The following is a 19,679-nucleotide window of genomic DNA, read 5'->3' as shown; positions in this document are numbered from 1 at the left end:
TGTAATAATTTTGTAACATTACTTTTAAGGGGGAAAAAATGAAACGTTTAGCCTTGTCTCTAGTCGCTTGTCTGTTGTTATTTACAGTATTGAATCCAGTAGTAGGTTTTGCTGAAATGAATGAAGAAGATTTTAATAAGTTTGCTGAAACAGAAGGGATTTCACCTGACACATTAAAAGAACTCATACTTACATATTTAGGTAAAGAATATTCCGATTATAACTCAACTGATGAATTAAAAATAGCATTGGGTGAAAAAATTACTGGTGATAATCTCAATGCTCTTATTGAAACAAATGGATTTTCCAGTAAAGAAGAATTGATGGAAGAATTGGCTTACCAAGATGGGTATGATCAATCTAAATCAATAGAGGAATATTATGTTTATATTAATATTTTAAAACATGCATTAAGCCTAGAAGATTTTGAGGGAACTGAGATCACAGATGAATCCTTGAAACAATGGCTTGCAGATTACGAAATGACTTTGGATGAGTTAAATAAGATGTTATCCAGTAATGGAGATAGCCTGTCCAACTATAAATACCTTGAGGATCTTGAAGAAGCAGTGCTTGGTTATATGTTTATGGATGCCCTGTTAGAGATGCTTGCTCAATTCGACATTGATAGGCAAGAATTAGAGAATATAGAGAAACATCTTTCAACTGTAGACTTTGAAGACCCGGCACTTGAGGAGAAACTTTTAGAATTAGAAGAACGTGCGGATAATCTGCCTGATTTTGAAAGCGCATCAGAATTAACAGAGGCACAAATGAAAGAAATCATTGATTTATTTAATGACGTTTTGGACATTTACCAAATGGAAGCAAAATTTTATTTAACGAAAGATGGCAATAAGAAAGCCATTACTATAGAAGAACTTATGGTTCTCGAGTCAACTGATGGTGCAGACCTTTTAATAGAGTTTTACAGCAAACAAGGGGAATTTCTTGCAGATATGATTATTACAGCTGACATGTTTGGGTCTGATTTAATTGATCAAGTTACTGCACCAGTAAAGACTGTTCCAGTAAAAACTGTACCGGTAAAAACTGTACCTAAAACTGAGGTGGAGAATAAAACAGGTAAAACAATTAACGGAGGTAAATTGCCAAATACAGCCGGAAATTATACTGAAGGTGTATGGATGGGCATAGGAATCTTAGTGGCAGGCGTTGGAATGGTACTGTTCCGTAGAAAAAATAAGGATGCTGCATGATTTCTAAAAGAAGAGTAATGGCGCTTATAGCCGGCCTGCTCATCATAGTAGGTATAAGTATGATCATTAAGAATGGTCTGCCTCTCATCACGGCTAAAACACCTGATTTGAAAGTAACGGAGGCTGCACCTGAACCTGTGGCTGCACCGATGAACACAACTGAAGAAAAAGACTCATCGGAGGACTTATATAAAGTATATCCAAAACAGGGTGAAGAATTCGGTGAATTGATTATCCCAAAAATCTCAGCTCAACTTCCGATCATTGAGGGAACAGATGAGGACGAATTGGAAAAAGGTGTAGGACATTATGCAGATAGTGTCCTGCCTGGAATGAAAGACAATTCAGTTCTTTCGGGGCATCGTGATACGGTATTTCGCAAACTTGGACAGATTGGTAAAGACGATGAATTAATTGTAAAGACAGTGGCTGGAACATTTACCTATAAAGTCTTCGGTGTTCGCATTGTCGATGCCGATGACCGGACTGTTATTGTGCCTAAGTCACGTCCTGTTTTAACCGTAACTACCTGTTATCCGTTTGATTATATTGGCGATGCACCTCAGCGTTATATACTGTCAGCGAACTTGATAAAAATGGAAAGACACTAGAATGAAATTCTTTATTCTAGTGTCTTTTTTTTGTTAATTTAACTGAATAAAGAGTTTCAACCTTTTTTCAGGATTAAATTTTGATTTACGGAATTTAAGAAAAAGGGTAAAATGATGTATGACTCAAAAATGACTTCTATTTTTTTAATATATATAAAAGGAGAAAACCAATGCAAAATAGGCAAATGCGCAAGGTGAGGCGCAGGAGGAAAAATAAGAAACGTATCGCAGCAGTTATCTTATTACCAATCCTTATTGTTGTTTTAGTCGCTAGTGGTTATGCAGGTTATTTATATGTGAAGGCTCAAAACGTCCTTTCCGAATCATTTGATGAAAACTTTGCAAATGATGGACGGAATGTAAATCCTGCTAAAGATAATGTATCCGTGTTATTTATGGGTGTGGATGATAGCAGTGTGCGTAATAATGAAAAAGGATCCAGAACGGATGCGCTTATGCTTGCTACATTTAATGATAAAGACAAAACCGTTAAATTATTAAGTATACCGCGTGATTCCTATGTATATATTCCTGGAAAAGAAGATTATTCAAAAATTACACATGCTCATGCATATGGCGGTGTTAAATATACAATTGATACAGTTGAAGAATTACTGGATATTCCCGTAGACTACTATGTAAAAATGAATTTTAATGCGTTTGTGGATGTAGTTGATGCTTTGGACGGGATCGATGTCGAAGTGCCTTATACATTCACTGAGCAAAACTCAAGTGATCAACAAGGTGCCATTACTCTTGAAAAAGGAATGCAAACCTTAAATGGAGAAGAGGCATTGGCTTTAGCCAGAACAAGGAAGAAAGACAGTGATATTGAGCGAGGGAAACGTCAGCAGGAGATTCTTACCGCTATTATTGATAAAGCAGCTTCGGCCGGATCGATTACGAAATATGCCGATGTGATTGAAGGTATCGGTAAAAATATGAAGACCAATATGACCTTTAAAGAAATGAAGAGTTTTACGAGCTATATACTGGCAGCATCTAATCTCCAAATCGAATCCATAAATTTGGAAGGTCAGGATTCTTACATTGACGGTACGTATTATTATCAATTGGACGAGCAAGCCCTGGAAAATATGAAACAGGAGCTCCAGCAACATCTTGATTATAAAGAGACTTCAGAAACAGAATCGATTCCTAATGGTTCAGTAATAGTTGAATGAAGATGAATGGCTAAACCCCGAATTCTTAAATAGAATTCGGGGTTTTAGCATTTATAGAGAGAAGATTGGTATCTGTGTAAGGCTGGTACTATTAGGCGAGATCAAAGCATGATAGTTCTTAACTGAGTTTAATTGAAATAAAAAGTGAAGATAGAGGTAAATTAAATTCCATTCCTATTAAAAAAGCCGCCATTTATTAAATGGCGGCTTAACAATTCCTATCAGGGTCTTTCTTTTGAATCAGTTGTACGTAATGCTAAAAGCTTATGCAATGGTCTGTGGTTTTCACCAAGAAGACCAATTCGTTCAACCAGCAGCTCTAGTAAGATTAGCAGAATGAAAATGACGAATACTCCGCCCCAGAAAGTGGCCATACTAAAGATGAAAGCAGCCAGTCCAAAGACAGCAGCCATCGCATAAATCATCAGAACCGTTGTCCTGTGAGAATAGCCTACACGCAATAAGCAGTGATGCAAATGAGACTTATCTGGCGCATGTAGTGGTTTCTTCTGCAAGAACCTGCGTACGATGGCAAAGAATGTATCTGAAATAGGTACACCTAAAATCACAATCGGTATAATCAAGGAAATCACAGTAACATTTTTAAATCCTAAGAGGGATAGTACGGATATCATGAAACCAAGGAACATCGCCCCTGTATCTCCCATGAATATCTTAGCTGGGAAGAAATTAAATCTCAAAAACCCTAAGGTACTTCCAGCCAGGATTAAAGCAATCATAGCCACGAATATATCGCCGATTCTAAAGATTGCCATTCCGGAGATGGTCAGTAGTGCTATAGTTGAAACACCTGCTGCCAATCCATCTAATCCGTCAATCAGGTTTATGGCATTTGTGATGCCAACAATCCAAATGACTGTGATCGGTATTGCCATAAAGCCAAATTCAATCGTATCCCCAAATGGTGTATTAATATAGTTGAGCTGGATATCGCCGACAATGACTATGGTTAAAGCAGCAGCAATTTGACCCAGTAACTTCACTTTTGCATTCAATTCATAAATGTCATCAAATATGCCGAGAATCAAGATGACTGCTGCACCGAAAAAGATGGCCGAAAATGTATCTGATCGGGCTATTTCCGGTGAAAAAATCGGGAGTGTCATAATAAAACTTAGGAATATAGCCAATCCGCCCATGCTTGGCATCACTTTCATGTGCACTTTTCTATTGTTGGGAGCATCAGTAGCTCCTATTTTATGAGCTAGTTTAATAACAAATGGGGTGATGAGTACGGTCAGGCATACGGCAACTATAAAAGCTGCAATTAACAAAATGTCCACCCTCTATTCTTATAAGTCTGAATAAAAGTACCCTTTTGCGAGTATCTTTAAACCAAACGGAGTATATAGGTTAGTAGATTGAAATAGTTGTATAAATATATCAATCTCAAGTATCAATTATATACGGTTTACGTCAAAACCTCTACTAAAATTTAATTTCTTCCTCATTATTTTACAAAATATGTAACTATAAAAGCTCTATAACTAGTTATACTTTTAAAACAATGATGAAGGATATGGAAGAAATTAATACAACAAAGAGAAAGGAAATAGGATTCCCTTTCATCTTATTTAAGAAATTTATGTTTTAAAACTCTAAATAGGAATAACGGAAGGACCAGCATTCGTTTCCAACGGCTTGGCTGCTTGAGCAGCCTGTACAGCCATTCTAGATTCATCTTAATCCAAATTTCCGGTGCTCTTTTCAGTTTGCCGGAAAAAACATCGAAACTGCCTCCAATACCAATGAAGAGTCCTTTATCAAATTTATCGTAATGTTTATTGATCCAATTTTCCTGACGTGGAAAACCCATGCCAAGTAAAATGAGATCTGGTTTTAAAGCGCTAATTTCCTTAGCAAATTGATCGTCCTCTATATCAAAAAAGCCATTGTGATATCCAACCAATTCAACATTTGGGTAGGATTGTTTGACTTTTTCGGCGCAAATTTCAATTACATCAGCTTCAGCTCCAAGCATATATATGCGCAATGGCCGATTGGTATTCATCTTAAAAAATTCAAGCATCATATCATAGCCGGCTATTCTCTCTTTTAATGGTGTGTTGAGGATTTTTGATGCCATAATAATCCCAACGCCATCGGGTGTGATATAGTCAGCTTGCATAATGATCTTACGGTAATCTTTATGATTGCGTGCATATTCGACAATCTCCGGATTGGCGGTAACGATAAAAGTTTTTTCCTCTGCATCAATCCGCGCCTTTATCTCCGAGTGAATAAAATCTTCCATCGTCGATGAGTAAAAAGGTATACCTTCTATATAAACAAAGTTCTTTTTCATACTTGTATCTGCCCTTCTTTAATAACTATTATCCTATTTTACTTGATAGGAGGTTAAAATGAAAATTTATGTTTGTAATGACTGTTTTTTTGTATAAAAAAACCACTTATACAGTGGTTTTGAGTGCAGTACATCATTAAGCTGCTTTTTTTAAAATTGGTACTTTTTTAAGAAGAGCGATTGCTAGTAGAGATGAAAGCATAGTTATGAAATATAATATGAAGAGTCCAGGGATTCCATAAATCCAATCAAAAAATTCTTTTGGGATGTGTCTTCTAAAGATTGTAAGAAAAAGAGGGTGAACTAAATAAATTCCAAAGCTGTATTTATTTAATGTTTTTACCAATCTGGATTTTCCCAATGGTTCTAATTTTGTTTCATTTCGCTTGATTACCATGAATATCATTGTGGCATAGATCATAACTGTGATACCAAATCTGTCGTAGAATATGCTATGGAAGGATCCAGTGTATTCAGTGAAAATATAGGTACCAAAGATGATAGTGAGAATGGCCAGTAATCCGTATATTTTAATATTATTAATGTATAACCCTTTATGGGCGATGGCATAGCCGAGTAATACATAAGCTAATGCTGAAGAAAATGGGTTCGAGAATATAGCTAGATTAATATCATACAACCGTAACCAACTTGAAATGGTTGGAATCAGACCACATATAACGGCATAGAAAATAATATAATTTGTTGGAATATATTTTACCACTTTCCTTAGTAAAGGAACCATTAGGTAAATCAATATAAAAGCATATAAATTCCATAAATGATAGGATATTCCATTTGATAGTAGTTGTTTTATAAATACTACTAAATCAAACGTTCCCTGATTTATATATAGAAAATAAATTAAACTCCAAAAAAATAATGGGAATATTATTCTTGATGCGCGTTTTTTATAAAAAACCAATGGTGGTTCATCCTTATAAAGGAAAACCGCTCCTGTTACCATAAAAAATAGAGGAACGCCTATTCTAGAGATACTATCAAATATATTACCTGTCCACCATTTAACTCCTATATCTCCTGATAAATAAGGATATGATGAATGAACCATTACTACAACTATAGCTGCAACTGCTCTTACCACGTTAATCCAAGGCATCGTATTCTTCTCCTATAAGTCATTTGAGGAAGAATGTATTATTTATGTTGTGATAAGCATAAAAGATTTATATCTCTCTTCTTGGGAAGATGTATTTTTATCCAAATATAAAAAATCAACAACAATTGAATAATATTTCCTCGACTAGATTATACAAAATGTGCTGTATTTTGTCATTTATGGGGAGACTCTTTATTAAATATTTAAAATAAATATTTAAAATAAATATTTAATAATAAAAGTCAATAAGGACCAGGATACCCTATAAATGGGTCTACAAATAATTATGCAATTTGTGCCTGGATATAAATACAGTCTAAAATGTATCCAATTTGCTTTGTTAGTGGGCATGTTCGACAATCTCTGGATTAGCGGTAACGATAAAAGTTTTTTCCTCTGCATCAATCCTCGTCTTTATCTCCGTATGAACAAAATCCCTTATCGTAGATGAGTAACAAGGTATACCTTCTATATAAACAACATTCTTTGTCATGGGTATGTCTGCCCTTCTAAAATTAGTCCAATTTTTATTTTCCTTTAGCGGAGATTAAAAGGGAAATATCCTTATAATCTCACTGGAAAACGTGTATACCTAGCCAGGAGCTTATAAGGCCTATTAAGAGACGAATATTAAGGGAAGATTTTTCACGTTATAGGTCTTTTCTATTAGGAATTAATCTGTGTAATATCTATTTGCAAACGGGGATTCTTATAGCTTGATTCTTAACATTATTATGGGAAGGGGACTAGTAAATAATAATAGGTAATTATTGTTTCCTGAATAAATTGAGTCTTTATATATCACAGTATAGATATGTCTGTTTTTATTTGTTAGATACGATATGAATCCTGTTTGTGATTTTTATGGCTGAGTTAAAGAAAGGGAACTATATGTTATTTAGTTCGACTGTTTTTTTATTCTTATTCCTACCAATTGTCTTAGTCATATACTACATTGTTCCACCAGTGCTTAAGAATATTGTTCTGCTGCTAGCAAGTCTATTTTTTTATGCTTGGGGTGGACCCAAATTTATAATCATTATGATTATATCTATTATAATGAATTACTTTTTTGGACTATTTGTAGACGCTAAAAGGGACAAAAAGACGCAAGTTAAATGGATATTAGGGATTATGGTTGTATCCAACCTTTTATTATTGGGAGTTTTTAAATATTCGAACTTCCTGGTTGATAGTATAAATGGAATACTCCATACTTCGATTTCAATCCCAACTATACCATTACCAATCGGTATATCTTTCTTTACATTCCAGGCTATGAGTTATGTAATAGATGTTTACCGGAGGGATGGGGATGTGCAGAAAAACCCTCTAAATATGGCCCTTTATATTTCTTTATTTCCACAATTGATTGCCGGTCCAATTGTGCGCTATCAAACTGTGGCGGATCAAATTAAAGTACGATTTGAAAACTTCGATAAATTTTCTGAAGGCGTAAAACGATTCATTATTGGTCTCGCAAAAAAAATGCTGATTGCCAATAACTGTGGATTAGTAGCTGACCAAATTTTTGCGCTCCATCCTTCAGAGATGTCAACGGGTCTGGCTTGGATCGGAATCATTGCCTATTCACTCCAAATATATTTTGACTTCTCGGGTTACTCTGATATGGCGATTGGTTTAGGGAAAATGTTTGGATTTGAATTCCTGGAGAATTTCAACTATCCATACATTTCAAAGTCCATTGCTGAATTTTGGAGAAGGTGGCATATTTCTTTAGGATCTTGGTTTAGAGATTATCTTTATATTCCATTGGGTGGTAATAGAAAAGGGAATCTACTTACTTACAGGAACCTTTTGATTGTATGGTTTGCCACAGGATTATGGCATGGGGCGAGCTGGACTTTTATAGCTTGGGGATTATATTATGGTTTATTTATTATGATGGAGAGAGCATTCCTTGGAGGTTTACTAAAAAGAATCCCGACATTCCTGCAACATCTATACGCATTGGTTGTCGTATTAATCGGTTGGGTTTTCTTCCGATCAGAGACTTTTGATTATGCATTTGCTTATATACAGACCATGTTTGGCTTTAATGGTAATGGCCTATGGGATCTTCAGGCGAAATATTATAGTTTTGAATATGGCATCATTATTTTACTAGCTATTATAGCAGCGACACCTATCCTTAATTTACTAAGAGAAAAAGTAACAGTGTCATCGTCTAAAATGATGATTGGTGGCAGAGAAACTGTATCTGCTGTCTATTATGTGGCTATATTTGTTCTATCCGTTACCTATGTTGTTTCGAATACGTTTAATCCTTTTATTTATTTCCGCTTTTAAAGGAGTAATCACATGGCAAAAAAAATAAACCGATATTTTATAGCTATATTCTTCTTGTGCTCTATTTTTATTTTTGGTATATGGTCTTTGATTGATGAGGATCGTAAAAGCTCAGAAATGGAAGGAAGGACTTTGGAGAAGCGACCTGATTTAAATGTAGAGACTGTTACCTCTGGTGAATATTTCAGCAGGTTTGATGATTACTATAATGATCAATTTCCTTTACGTAATCAATGGATAGAAACTAATTCATTTGTAAGTCATCATGTTTTTGGACAGCGCCTCTTTAAGGATGTTTATATTAATCGTGATGGATATATGATTAGCGCGTTGGCACCTAAAAAAACAGATGAATCCATCAAGCTTGTTAATACAAAGATTAATGACTTCTCTGCTGATTTAAAGGAAAAAGGCATACCTGTCTATTTTGCATTAGCTCCTAATAAGACGACAATGATGGAGCATCAATTGCCGGATTATATAGAGAGCAACGCTAATAAACTGTCTGATGAATTATCCAAAGGGTTTTCTAATGATGTAAATTTCCTTGATTTGAGATTAGCTATTCAGCCGCATATGGGTGAAGAAGACATGTATTTTTATACGGACCATCACTGGAAGCCAAAGGCAGCCTATTATGCTTATCGTGAAATTGTTGATAATATGAACGCTCACTTGCCTGATATTGGACAACCTTTACCTATGTCAGCCTATAAATGGAGAGAGGACACGACGCCTTTTTATGGCTCTGAAGCGAGGAAAGTCGGCAAGAGCAATGTATCTAAAGTAGACACGATTACGATAGTGGAGAAAAAAGTAGAAGAAAAACCACTTGAAATATCTTATAGAGGTAAAAGTAATCAACCTCTTTTTAATGAAGAGGTGCTGAAAAAAGAAGATGTATATACGAATCGTTATGTTAGTTATTTTTCTGGAGATGTCCCGGAAGGAATTATTCGAAATCCGAACGTGCATAATGGCAAGAAGGTATTAATTCTTAAGGATTCTTATGCAAATGCCATGATTCAATTTTTCCCTTTTCATTTTGAGGAAACCAGAGTTTTAGATTTAAGGCACTATAAGAAGATGACTGTTAAGGACTATATCGTTAAGAATGAAATTGATGCAGTGGTATTTGTCCATAACATTAATTCGATTCTTATTACCCCTCAATTTTTAAATTTTTAAGGTTTATATAAATCGTATAAACACAAAAGAAGCTTGAGCTAACGCTCGGCTTCTTTTGTGTTTATTTAAAAATCTCCGAATACAGCTTTACTGCGTTGTATTCCATTGTGTATAATGAGCTATTTTTATTATAATTTGTACTTTTCCTTCCATTTGTTGTTAAATTTCATGAAAGTGTAGCGTCTTATTTTAATAGTTTGTTAGAATATCAACGTGTCTTTTTGTGCCCTTGTTGCCTTTTATATCCATTTTTAGAAATAAAAAGAAAAAACAGAATAGGAGGGTTTATAAATAGAATAGGATATAAAGTCTCAATTGCATACAGCCAAGACTAAATTTTCAACCTGAGAGATTCAAATAAAGGAGATATAATGACTGTCATAAAAAAAATAACTGTAATTTTAGTTATTCTGTGTCTTATGATTTCAGTAATGCCTTATCAGTCGCATGCCTTAGTAACAGAAGAGATACCTGATGATACTAAGGAAGTGACAGCTCTAGTATTTACTGAAGACGAAAGCGATACTATTAATCTTTATAAGGAAAATAATCAGGAGAGCGAGATTCTAACTCAGTTGAAAAACAATACTGAGGTTACTGTTATAAGTGAAGATAGAAGCTTTGTTCTTGTTGAATATAGTATTCCGGAAAAGAATGAAATATGGAAAGGTTATGTAGAGAAGCTACATATTAAACTACCTATTCAAGAAATAGAGGAAGAAGAATCACAAGAAGAAACACAAGTTGAAGAACCTATTGCTGATCAACTTCCTTCTAATGAAGTCCCTGGAGAAGGAATCCCTTCTGATATGGAGGACAACCAATTTGCCGAGGATCAACCCTTTATAGAACAAGAACCCATAATGGAAGAAGAACAGCAGGGAAATGAGGAAGGTAATGTTCCTGCAGGTGTTAGTTCTGTGGTCTACGAGGGTGTCACTTTGAATTCTACAAACGTATACGCCTCTCCATCTAAAAGTGCCAAAGTTCTTAGAACGTATTCAAAAGGTACAGTGCTCAAATTTTATACTTATTCGTCTGAATGGTATTGGTCTAATATTACTGTTGATGGTACATTCACTAAAATTTATATAAATAAGGAAGATATTGATCAAGCTACGGACAATCCGGTAAAGGGTGAAGGAGTTACTCTAAAAAATCCTACTAACATGTATGCTTCACCATCCACTCACGGTAAAGTTCTTAGAACGTATGCTTCCGGTACGGTTTTGAAGTTCTATACCTTTACTTCAGAGTGGTATAAATCCAATATTACGGTTAACGGAAAATGGACAACGATTTATATTAATAAAAAAGATTTAGAACTTCCGACGACAAACCCAGTAAGAGGTGAGGGAGTTGCGGTTAAAAACCCTACAAAAATGTATAGTTCTCCATCAACAGATGGGAAGGTACTCAGGACGTATCCGGCAGGGACCGTTTTAAAATATTATACCTATACCACAGGTTGGTATCGTTCAAATATCACTGTTAATGGGAAATGGACGACTATTTATATTAAGAAAAGTGATATAGAGCAGCCTGTTAGTAACCCGGCAAGAGCTGAGGGAATTGCGCTGAAAGAACCCACAAATGTGTATTCTGCTCCTTCGAGAGATGCGAAGGTATTAAGAAAATATGCTTCAGGTACGATTTTAAAATATTACGATTACACGACTAATTGGTATAAATCAACAATAACGGTAAATGGAAAAGCAACAACCATTTACATTAATAAAGCAGATATTGAGCAAACGGATAGACAATCAGCAGTTTTACAGGGAATCGCAGTGGGATCTCCTGTAAATGTTTATCAATTACCATCAACCAACTCTAAAGTCCTGCGAAAATATAATAAAGGGACCATACTGAAATATTATGATTTCAGTCCAAATTGGTATGTTTCTGGAATTACGGTAAATGGTAAGTTTCAAAATGTTTATATTCGTAAAGTTGATGTAAGTAATGAACAGATTAGTCAATATTCCATTACCTTAGATCAAGCAGTAGCAATGCAGATGAAACAAAAAAATCCTCCGCCACAAACAGATACTACCGGGGTCTTATCAAAATATAGAAATTTTATAACCTCCTTAGATAGAGCATCAGATCCTGGTTTTTTCGATGCAACTGCTGAGCAGGTGCGTTATTATTTGGATCCCAAAAATTTCTCCGCGGCTTCTACTAGCTTTTATCAATTCTTAGTTCTGTCTTCTCCTGCAGGAACCAATGTGACAGAAGTTAACAATACAATTTTGAAGGGCAGAGGAGTATTAGCTGGAAAGGCATCCTCCTTTATAAAGGCTGCTAAGACGCATAATATTAATGAAGTATATTTAATCAGCCATTCATTACTGGAAACCGGAAATGGAACTAGTTCACTGGCAAAAGGGATAAAGTATAATGGCGTTACTGTGTACAATGTATACGGCATTGGAGCTTTTGATGGAGATGCTACTAATAAAGGTGCAGAGTATGCGTATAAACAGGGGTGGACGACACTAGAAAAAGCCATCATAGGCGGCGCGGCATTTGTATCAAAGAACTATATACATGCCGGCCAAAACACTCTATATAAAATGAGATGGAATCCGGATGCAATGGTTAAGTATGGTTATGCTACTCACCAATATGCATCTGATATTGGTTGGGCTGTCAAACAAACAAGAAAAATGGCTGAAATGTACGCAAGCTTAACACAATATAACTTGCTTTATGATGTACCTGTTTATAAAGCAAAATAGTATTTTCATATGAAGTTTAAAACCTCCAAAACTAGTTAGTTCACCTGCTATATTTATAGCATGGCGATAACGGTTTTGGAGGTTTTTATTTAGTACATTGCTATTGTTTAACAGCCTTGGTAATAGCTAATTATTCTTATGCATGTTAAAAGAGATACGTTATATGATATGGTAATTATATAGGATTCATAGGTATGTCCGATTTCTTGGAGCTGGCAGAGACATACTTGAAAAGGTATAAGAAAAAGTGTATAGTTTACATGGATTTTTATAATGTAGTTTAATGGTGAATTTTAATCTTTTTTATCATATATTTGAATTAAAAAGAAATGGGGTAAGGTAATGATTTATGCAGAAATATTAGCAGGTGGTAAAGGCACTCGTATGGGTAATACGAATATGCCTAAGCAGTATTTACCTTTAAATAATAAACCAATCATCATTCATACCATAGAGAAATTTATGCTAAATGATCGCTTTGATAAAATTTTAGTCGTTACACCTAAAGAATGGATTAATCATACGAAAGATATCATCAGAAAATTTATTGGTCAAAATGACAGCATCATCGTTGTACAAGGTGGTAAAGACCGTAATGAATCTATTATGAGTGGTATTCGCTATATAGAGCAGACTTTTGGAGTTAATGATGATGATGTCATCATTACTCACGATTCCGTACGCCCGTTTCTGACGCATCGGATTATTGAAGAGAATATTGATGCCAGTCTTAAATATGGTGCGGTTGATACAGTAATTGAAGCAATAGATACGATCATTCAATCTGAAGATGGAGAAACCATTTCAGATATCCCTGTTCGTGATACGATGTTTCAGGGGCAAACTCCACAAAGCTTTAATATCAAAAAACTGACTGAACACTATACCTCTTTAACAGATGAGCAAAAGCGTATTTTAACAGATGCTTGTAAAATTTGTGCTCTAAAAGGTGAAAAAGTCAGACTCGTTAAGGGTGAAGTATTTAATATAAAGGTTACTACACCATATGATTTGAAAGTTGCTAATGCTATTATACAGGGGCGGATAAACAATGATTAATCAAGTATATAGGCTTGTTTCGCCAAGGCAATTTGAAGTTTCGTATACGGATCGTTCTTTAAAAGATGATAAAGATTCCGTTGTCGTAAGGCCAACACACCTATCCATTTGTGCTGCCGACCAACGTTACTATACGGGTACCCGCGGAAAGGAAGCTATGGCGAAGAAGCTGCCAATGGCCTTAATTCATGAAGCGATAGGTAAAGTAGTCTATGATCCAAAAGGCGAGTTTAAAAACGGAACGATGGTCGTGATGGTGCCTAATACACCGATTGAAAAAGATGAAGTAATTGGTGAGAACTATCTGCGTTCCAGCAAATTCCGTTCAAGTGGCTACGATGGATTTATGCAGGATTATGTCTTTATGGGACGTGACCGGATCGTTGAATTACCGGAAGGAATTGACCCGTATGTCGTCGCATTTACAGAATTGATGACCATTACAACTCATGTCTTATCCCGATTTGATAGTCGATCTCATAAACGCCGCAATGTATTTGGCGTATGGGGAGATGGAAACCTTGGGTTCATTACGACTCTATTCCTGAAAAAAATGTATAAAGACTGCAAAGTAATTATCTTCGGTAAAACGGGCTATAAATTGGACAACTTCTCCTTTGTAGATGAAGTTTATACAATTGATGAAATTCCGGAAGATTTGAGAATTGACCATGCATTTGAATGTGTTGGCGGGAAGGGAAGCCAATATGCCATTGATCAGATGATTGAACACCTTCACCCGGAAGGTTCTATCTCTTTAATGGGAGTTTCCGAGTTCCCGGTTGAAGTGAATACCAGAATGGTTTTAGAAAAAGGGATCACGTTAATAGGAAGCAGTCGCAGCGGACGTGAAGATTTTGTGAAAACTGTTAACTTCCTCAAAGAAAACCCGGACGTTGTAGAATATTTAGGAACGTTAGTCGGTGATGTACAAGAGGTCAAAACGATTGGGGATATCTTATCTGCATTCGAGAAGGATTTGACGTCCTCTTGGGGAAAAACCGTAATGGAATGGAAAATATAATTTTGAATATCGGAAGGCAGGAAGACAAATTATGAAGAAGTTGAAGATGATACCGACGTTATTAACAAAGTATAGTATTCAACTTACTTATACTTTGTCTTCCCTTTTTTTGAAAGTTAATCCTAATAAAGTAACAATTGCTACCTACCGTTCCAATGAACTAGAAGGGAATTTATCCCATATAGCAAATGAAATAGACAAAAATGGTGGGCAAAAAAAGTGTTATGTATTGGCGAAAAAATTTGATAGCTCTCCTAAAGGGAAAGTATCTTATTTTTTCCATCTTATTCGAGCCAGTTTTCATTTGGCTACATCTCGCTTTTTTATTGTAGATGATTTTTATTTTCCTATTTACGTAGTGAAGCCGCGGGAAGGTTCTGAAATTATTCAGCTTTGGCATGCTGCCGGAGCTTTTAAAAAGTTTGGCTGGAGTACAATTGGCAAGAAATTTGGACCAAGTGAAGATTATTTAAAAACAGTTAAAGTACATTCTAATTATTCCAGAGTTTATGTCAGTTCTGCAAAAGTGATTTCAGCTTATGCAGAAGCCTTTCATATGCCCGAAGAACAAATATATCCTTTGGGAGTACCCAGAACAGATTATTTTTATAACCATGAGGAACATGAAAGCCTTAGGGACCGGTTTTATCAGCAATATCCACAGTTCCAAGGCAAAAAAATAATCCTATATGCTCCTACATTTCGTGGCAAGAGTCATTATCAGGAAGAATTTGCTTTGCCTATGGATTTAGAGTTAATGCGAAATAAACTGGGTGATGAGTATATTCTAATTATTCATTTGCATCCTTATATGAAGTTACATTTAAGTGGCATTGAAAATCATAGTGATTTCGTACTGCATATCAAAAAGGGATATACTATTCAAGAGTTATTGGTTTTAGCAGATATGTTAATTACGGACTATTCTTCTGTAATCTTTGACTATAGTCTATTGAAGCGTCCGATTGCTTTTATAGCCAATGATTTAGAGGAGTATTTAGAAGAAAGAGATTTTTATTATCCGTATCTTGATTTTATACCCGGACCATTTTTTACAGAAACGTTACCGTTGGTTAATTGGATTAAAGATAAAGACTACCATATCAATCAAATTGAGGAATTTCAGCGGGAGTTCTTTGATTATACAGATGGAAAAGCCAGTGAAAGAATTGTAAATCACTTATTAATGAGTGAAGAAAAGTAGGCTATTATATGTTAGTTTTATAGACAAAAGTGAGTGATCTGTATGGACAAAATAAATTCACCTCTAAGAATAGCAACAAAAATAAAAGAAAATAAGGGAAGAATTTTTAATCGCTTTTTCTCTACCTATGTATTCAGGTTTGCTTATCGACTGTTTTGCCTTTTACCAATCAATGCAAAGAAAATATTGTTTGCTTCCGATAGCCGCACCAAAATGGAAGGTAATTTTCGTTTTGTATTTGATGAATTACAAAGGCAAAATAAAGATTTCACTTACCGATATATGTTAAAAGAAGGAACAGCAGCCAAGAAAACCTGCAAGGAAATTTTGGAGCTGGCCTATCATTTAGCTACATCGAAATACATCATACTTGATGATTTTTATCCAATGGTGTATCCATTGAAAATCAGAGAGGGAGCTGAGTTGATTCAGCTTTGGCATGCAGTTGGAGCATTTAAAAAATTTGGATTCAGTCGTGTAGGTTTGCCGGGAGGCCCTAATCCCGATTCCTTAAATCATAAAAACTATACAAAGGCGATTGTCAGCTCCAAAAATGTCGCAAAGCATTATGCTGAAGGATTTGGAATTGATGAAAGTAAAGTGATCGCTACAGGTATACCCAAAACGGATATATTCTTTGATCAGGAATATAAAACGAAAAAGAGAAATGAGCTTTATGAACAGTTTCCTTTTCTTAAAGATAAAAAGGTTATTTTATTTGCACCAACCTTTCGAGGGCCAGGGCAACAGTCTGCTTATTACCCATTAGAATACTTAAATTTAGATAAAATCCATCAAGCATTTCATGATGAATATATATTTTTATTTAAGATTCACCCATTTGTTAAGGAAAAATGGGAAATACCGCTTATGTATAGTTCTTTTTTTTATGATTTCTCATTCTATAGTGAAATCAATGATTTATTATTGATTACAGATCTTTTGATTACCGACTATTCATCTGTGTGCTTTGAATTTGCATTATTGGATAAACCTATGATTTTCTATGCGCCTGATATGGAAGAATATACTTCAGAAAGAGACTTTTATTATGACTACCAATCCTTTATACCCGGTCCTCTAGTTAGAACTGAGGAAGAATTGATTCATACGATAAAAAACAGTCGTTTTCATACGGATAGGCTGAAGGCGTTTAGAGAATACTTTTTTGATGATATCGATGGAAAATCCAGCAGGCGAGTTGTCGATTTATTAAAATGAGGAATATTAAAATAGAAAACAACTACTAAGAGGGGTTAAAGTCAATATGGATACTAAACAAATTGAGGGTGTAAATAATCAAAATATTAAAGTAAGTGTCATTACACCCGTATACAATGTTGAAGAATACTTAGAAGAAACATTAGATTCATTAGTCAATCAAACCCTGTCACCAATAGAAATCATCATGGTAGATGATGGCTCATCTGATCGCAGCCCGGAGATTATTGAAGAATACAGCCGGAGATATCCCAATATTATTTTTGTGAAGCAAGAGAATTCTGGTCCGGGAGCAGCCCGTAATAATGGTTTGAAAATCTCGCGGGGAGAGTTTATTAGTTTTGTGGACTCAGATGATATACTGCCGAATGATGCATTGGAAAGTATGTATGAAGCTGCTCTTGCCAAAAAGTCAGCTCTTGTGCTGGGAGCATCCCTGAGTTTTAACAAAACAGAGACTTGGTATATCGGAAGTCATTACAATAATGGAGTGTATGACGAGGGTGAGAAGAATTTAGTTGCTAATCAGGAATTACTCTATTCTTTAGGTCCCTGCAATAAACTTTATCGTCGTGACATCGTTCAGGACATTTCATTCCCGGCAGGAATAAAAGTGACAGAAGATCAACCGTTTGTAATTGAAGCATACTTACGAGCGGGCAGTGATATTTATACAGTTGATAAAGTGATTTATAATTACCGTTCCAGAGAAGATGAAGACAATTTATCTTTATCACAAACAGTACGTGTCAATTCAGTCAGTGTGCTAAAAGACATTATGAAGAGTATGTCTATTTCTGATCCTCTATGGGATCGATATATTGAGAATGAAGTGGCGCGTTTCCAAGTTAAGAAATATTATTATAATCGTTTGGTTTCTGCAGATATATGGCCGGCTATCCGTAATGCCGTGGATAGCAGAGATAGCGAGATCACGGTTCAAACCTTTGAAATTTTTAATGAGTGGCTAAAGGGTCTGGATAAAGAACTGTTTAATGAAATTCCATCCCTTCATACGGTTATTTTTAAAAACCTGGTAAATCGTTTTGATTTAATGGGAACTCCTGCGAGAAGAAGTTATCAGGAATGTTTGGATATTGCCTTAAAAAAGACATCGTTTAAAACGGAATCTAGATTATTAGAAGCTCCTGCTTTTAAACAAACATTCAAGGTGGCAAAAAAAGCTGGAGAGAAGAGCAGCTTACTCCCTATTCAGATGTATGTGTATAAAAGAAAATACAAAAGGTTTAAAACCAAAGTAAAAACTGCAGCGGTAAGACGCATAGTTTTTCCGTTATGCGGATTTTTGCCACTGCAAAATAAAATTACATTTGCCACAAATAAAATGCCAAGACTTCAGGACTCTTTTGAGTATATTTATAATGAAATCGCTGAGACGAGACCTGGCTATAAAGTAGTAGGGCATTTTAAAAAGAAGAGGTCCTGTAAGGATTTTGCAAAATTATATTATGACATTGCGACTTCGAAATATGTCATTTTGGATGACTATTACCGTCCATTATATAAACTGAAGGTCAGAAAAAGAACAGAGGTTATTCAAACCTGGCATGCAGCAGGGGCCTTTAAGAAATTTGGACATAGTGCAGTAGGTTATCGAGAGAGCAACACGAGAGAATTCGAAAACCAGGCTCATGGCTCCTATACGAAAGTGGCTGTGACAAGTAAGGAAATCATCCCGCATTATGCAGAAGCCTTTAATATATCTAAAGAAAATGTATATCCAATCGGACTTCCGAGAACAGATGCATTTTTTGATAAAGAAGGTATTGAATATATTAAGCAAAAATATACAGCGGTTTATCCCGCCTTGCGTAATAAGAAAATCATTACGTATGCTCCAACCTTTAGAGGAGGTCCAGGAAAGCGTGCCAGCTTCAATATCCAACTGGATCTAAAGAAAATGGCGAAAGAGCTTTCTGATGAGTACGTTTTGATACTAAAGCTCCATCCATCTGTCACTAAAGGGATAGAAATTCCGAAAGAAGCCGAGGATTTCGTATTAAATTTAAGTAAAAATGATATTAACAACGTTCTTTCTATTACAGATATATTAATCAGTGATTATTCCTCCGTTATTTTTGAATATGCACTGCTTGAAAGACCGATGATTTTCTTTGCGTACGATCTGGAGGATTATCTGGAGGATAGAGGGTTCTACTATGAGTACAAAGAATTTATTCCAGGACCTCTTGCAGAGAAAACGGAACAAGTGATATCTCTGATTCATCAAGATTTCTTTGACATCCAAAAGGTTAAAGCTTTTAAAGAACGATTCTTTGAAGATTTTGATGGACAAGCGTCTAAACGTTTTGTTGACACATTTATAAAACCAATTAAGAAATCATGATCGAACAGGTCATGATTTCCTTTTTTTGAGAGATGAAAACCATTCGTGTAAATGATATGATGCATTAAGTTTATGTTACAAATAGTTCATGGATACGTTA

General features: G+C 35.3%; 15 protein-coding genes. 11 read left to right on the top strand and 4 right to left on the bottom strand.

Features of this window, described 5'->3' with window-relative positions; genetic code table 11:
• Positions 1–38 precede the first annotated feature (38 nt).
• From AC4G3K_RS11910 to AC4G3K_RS11900, 3 genes are all read left to right on the top strand, one after another.
• Complete coding sequence (locus AC4G3K_RS11910; protein WP_491133414.1) at positions 39–1,220, top strand: processed acidic surface protein; 1,182 nt, start codon at positions 39–41, stop codon at positions 1,218–1,220.
• Complete coding sequence (locus AC4G3K_RS11905; protein ID WP_491133413.1) at positions 1,217–1,831, top strand: class D sortase; 615 nt, start codon at positions 1,217–1,219, stop codon at positions 1,829–1,831. The genes AC4G3K_RS11910 and AC4G3K_RS11905 overlap by 4 nt, the downstream gene beginning before the upstream one ends.
• 170 nt (positions 1,832–2,001) lie before the next feature.
• A complete protein-coding gene (locus AC4G3K_RS11900; protein WP_491133412.1) occupies positions 2,002–3,015 on the top strand; it encodes an LCP family protein in 1,014 nt (337 codons plus the stop codon).
• Positions 3,016–3,236: 221 nt separating this feature from the next.
• Here AC4G3K_RS11900 and AC4G3K_RS11895 read toward each other — a convergent pair whose 3' ends face one another.
• The 4 genes from AC4G3K_RS11895 to AC4G3K_RS11880 form a co-directional block, all read right to left on the bottom strand.
• Positions 3,237–4,310 (bottom strand): glycosyltransferase family 4 protein, encoded by a 1,074-nt coding sequence (locus tag AC4G3K_RS11895; RefSeq protein WP_491077443.1) that lies wholly within the window; start codon positions 4,308–4,310, stop codon positions 3,237–3,239.
• A 296-nt stretch (positions 4,311–4,606) separates the two neighbouring features.
• Positions 4,607–5,341 carry a WecB/TagA/CpsF family glycosyltransferase gene (locus AC4G3K_RS11890; RefSeq protein ID WP_491133411.1) on the bottom strand — a complete coding sequence of 245 codons (735 nt, stop codon included), beginning with the start codon at positions 5,339–5,341 and terminating at the stop codon, positions 4,607–4,609.
• A gap of 136 nt (positions 5,342–5,477) precedes the next feature.
• Positions 5,478–6,461, bottom strand: a complete 984-nt coding sequence (locus AC4G3K_RS11885) for an acyltransferase (RefSeq protein WP_491133410.1) — start codon at positions 6,459–6,461, stop codon at positions 5,478–5,480.
• Positions 6,462–6,801: 340 nt separating this feature from the next.
• Positions 6,802–6,954, bottom strand: coding sequence for a hypothetical protein (locus AC4G3K_RS11880; protein WP_491133409.1), 153 nt, complete (start codon positions 6,952–6,954; stop codon positions 6,802–6,804).
• A 398-nt stretch (positions 6,955–7,352) separates the two neighbouring features.
• Between AC4G3K_RS11880 and AC4G3K_RS11875 the strand changes: the two genes are divergently transcribed.
• The 8 genes from AC4G3K_RS11875 to AC4G3K_RS11840 all read left to right on the top strand — a co-directional run bounded on the left by AC4G3K_RS11875 (position 7,353) and on the right by AC4G3K_RS11840 (position 19,579).
• Positions 7,353–8,771: an MBOAT family O-acyltransferase gene (locus AC4G3K_RS11875; protein WP_491133582.1), complete on the top strand. Its 1,419-nt coding sequence runs from the start codon at positions 7,353–7,355 to the stop codon at positions 8,769–8,771.
• Between the two features lie 12 nt (positions 8,772–8,783).
• Entirely contained in the window at positions 8,784–9,959 is a 1,176-nt protein-coding gene (locus AC4G3K_RS11870; protein WP_491133408.1) for a DHHW family protein, read from the top strand.
• A gap of 371 nt (positions 9,960–10,330) precedes the next feature.
• On the top strand, positions 10,331–12,703 hold the full coding sequence (locus AC4G3K_RS11865) for a glucosaminidase domain-containing protein (RefSeq protein ID WP_491133407.1): 2,373 nt from the start codon (positions 10,331–10,333) through the stop codon (positions 12,701–12,703).
• Between the two features lie 342 nt (positions 12,704–13,045).
• Complete coding sequence (locus AC4G3K_RS11860; protein WP_491077448.1) at positions 13,046–13,762, top strand: IspD/TarI family cytidylyltransferase; 717 nt, start codon at positions 13,046–13,048, stop codon at positions 13,760–13,762.
• A complete protein-coding gene (locus AC4G3K_RS11855) occupies positions 13,755–14,786 on the top strand; it encodes a ribitol-5-phosphate dehydrogenase (protein ID WP_491077449.1) in 1,032 nt (343 codons plus the stop codon). Before AC4G3K_RS11860 ends, AC4G3K_RS11855 begins: the two co-directional genes overlap by 8 nt.
• 31 nt (positions 14,787–14,817) lie before the next feature.
• Complete coding sequence (locus tag AC4G3K_RS11850; protein WP_491133406.1) at positions 14,818–15,990, top strand: CDP-glycerol glycerophosphotransferase family protein; 1,173 nt, start codon at positions 14,818–14,820, stop codon at positions 15,988–15,990.
• Between the two features lie 42 nt (positions 15,991–16,032).
• The gene (locus AC4G3K_RS11845; protein WP_491133405.1) at positions 16,033–17,211 is read left to right on the top strand and encodes a CDP-glycerol glycerophosphotransferase family protein; all 1,179 of its coding nucleotides are present in this window, start codon (positions 16,033–16,035) and stop codon (positions 17,209–17,211) included.
• Positions 17,212–17,257: 46 nt separating this feature from the next.
• The gene (locus tag AC4G3K_RS11840; protein ID WP_491133404.1) at positions 17,258–19,579 is read left to right on the top strand and encodes a bifunctional glycosyltransferase/CDP-glycerol:glycerophosphate glycerophosphotransferase; all 2,322 of its coding nucleotides are present in this window, start codon (positions 17,258–17,260) and stop codon (positions 19,577–19,579) included.
• Positions 19,580–19,679: the final 100 nt, after the last annotated feature.

Source organism: Bacillus sp. z26 (assembly GCF_058313635.1).
The sequence above is the reverse complement of the archived record's forward strand: the minus strand, read 5'-3'. Positions and strand labels throughout refer to the sequence as shown.

What these genes read in the sequence shown, in the direction of transcription:
- AC4G3K_RS11865 (WP_491133407.1), top strand. Translation starts at nt 10,331, where the DNA reads ATGACTGTCATAAAAAAAATAACTGTAATTTTAGTTATTCTGTGTCTT.
- AC4G3K_RS11845 (WP_491133405.1), top strand. Translation starts at nt 16,033, where the DNA reads ATGGACAAAATAAATTCACCTCTAAGAATAGCAACAAAAATAAAAGAA.
- AC4G3K_RS11900 (WP_491133412.1), top strand. Translation starts at nt 2,002, where the DNA reads ATGCAAAATAGGCAAATGCGCAAGGTGAGGCGCAGGAGGAAAAATAAG.
- AC4G3K_RS11840 (WP_491133404.1), top strand. Translation starts at nt 17,258, where the DNA reads ATGGATACTAAACAAATTGAGGGTGTAAATAATCAAAATATTAAAGTA.
- AC4G3K_RS11885 (WP_491133410.1), bottom strand. Translation starts at nt 6,461, where the DNA reads ATGCCTTGGATTAACGTGGTAAGAGCAGTTGCAGCTATAGTTGTAGTA.
- AC4G3K_RS11855 (WP_491077449.1), top strand. Translation starts at nt 13,755, where the DNA reads ATGATTAATCAAGTATATAGGCTTGTTTCGCCAAGGCAATTTGAAGTT.
- AC4G3K_RS11905 (WP_491133413.1), top strand. Translation starts at nt 1,217, where the DNA reads ATGATTTCTAAAAGAAGAGTAATGGCGCTTATAGCCGGCCTGCTCATC.
- AC4G3K_RS11880 (WP_491133409.1), bottom strand. Translation starts at nt 6,954, where the DNA reads ATGACAAAGAATGTTGTTTATATAGAAGGTATACCTTGTTACTCATCT.
- AC4G3K_RS11910 (WP_491133414.1), top strand. Translation starts at nt 39, where the DNA reads ATGAAACGTTTAGCCTTGTCTCTAGTCGCTTGTCTGTTGTTATTTACA.
- AC4G3K_RS11860 (WP_491077448.1), top strand. Translation starts at nt 13,046, where the DNA reads ATGATTTATGCAGAAATATTAGCAGGTGGTAAAGGCACTCGTATGGGT.
- AC4G3K_RS11875 (WP_491133582.1), top strand. Translation starts at nt 7,353, where the DNA reads ATGTTATTTAGTTCGACTGTTTTTTTATTCTTATTCCTACCAATTGTC.
- AC4G3K_RS11890 (WP_491133411.1), bottom strand. Translation starts at nt 5,341, where the DNA reads ATGAAAAAGAACTTTGTTTATATAGAAGGTATACCTTTTTACTCATCG.
- AC4G3K_RS11850 (WP_491133406.1), top strand. Translation starts at nt 14,818, where the DNA reads ATGAAGAAGTTGAAGATGATACCGACGTTATTAACAAAGTATAGTATT.
- AC4G3K_RS11870 (WP_491133408.1), top strand. Translation starts at nt 8,784, where the DNA reads ATGGCAAAAAAAATAAACCGATATTTTATAGCTATATTCTTCTTGTGC.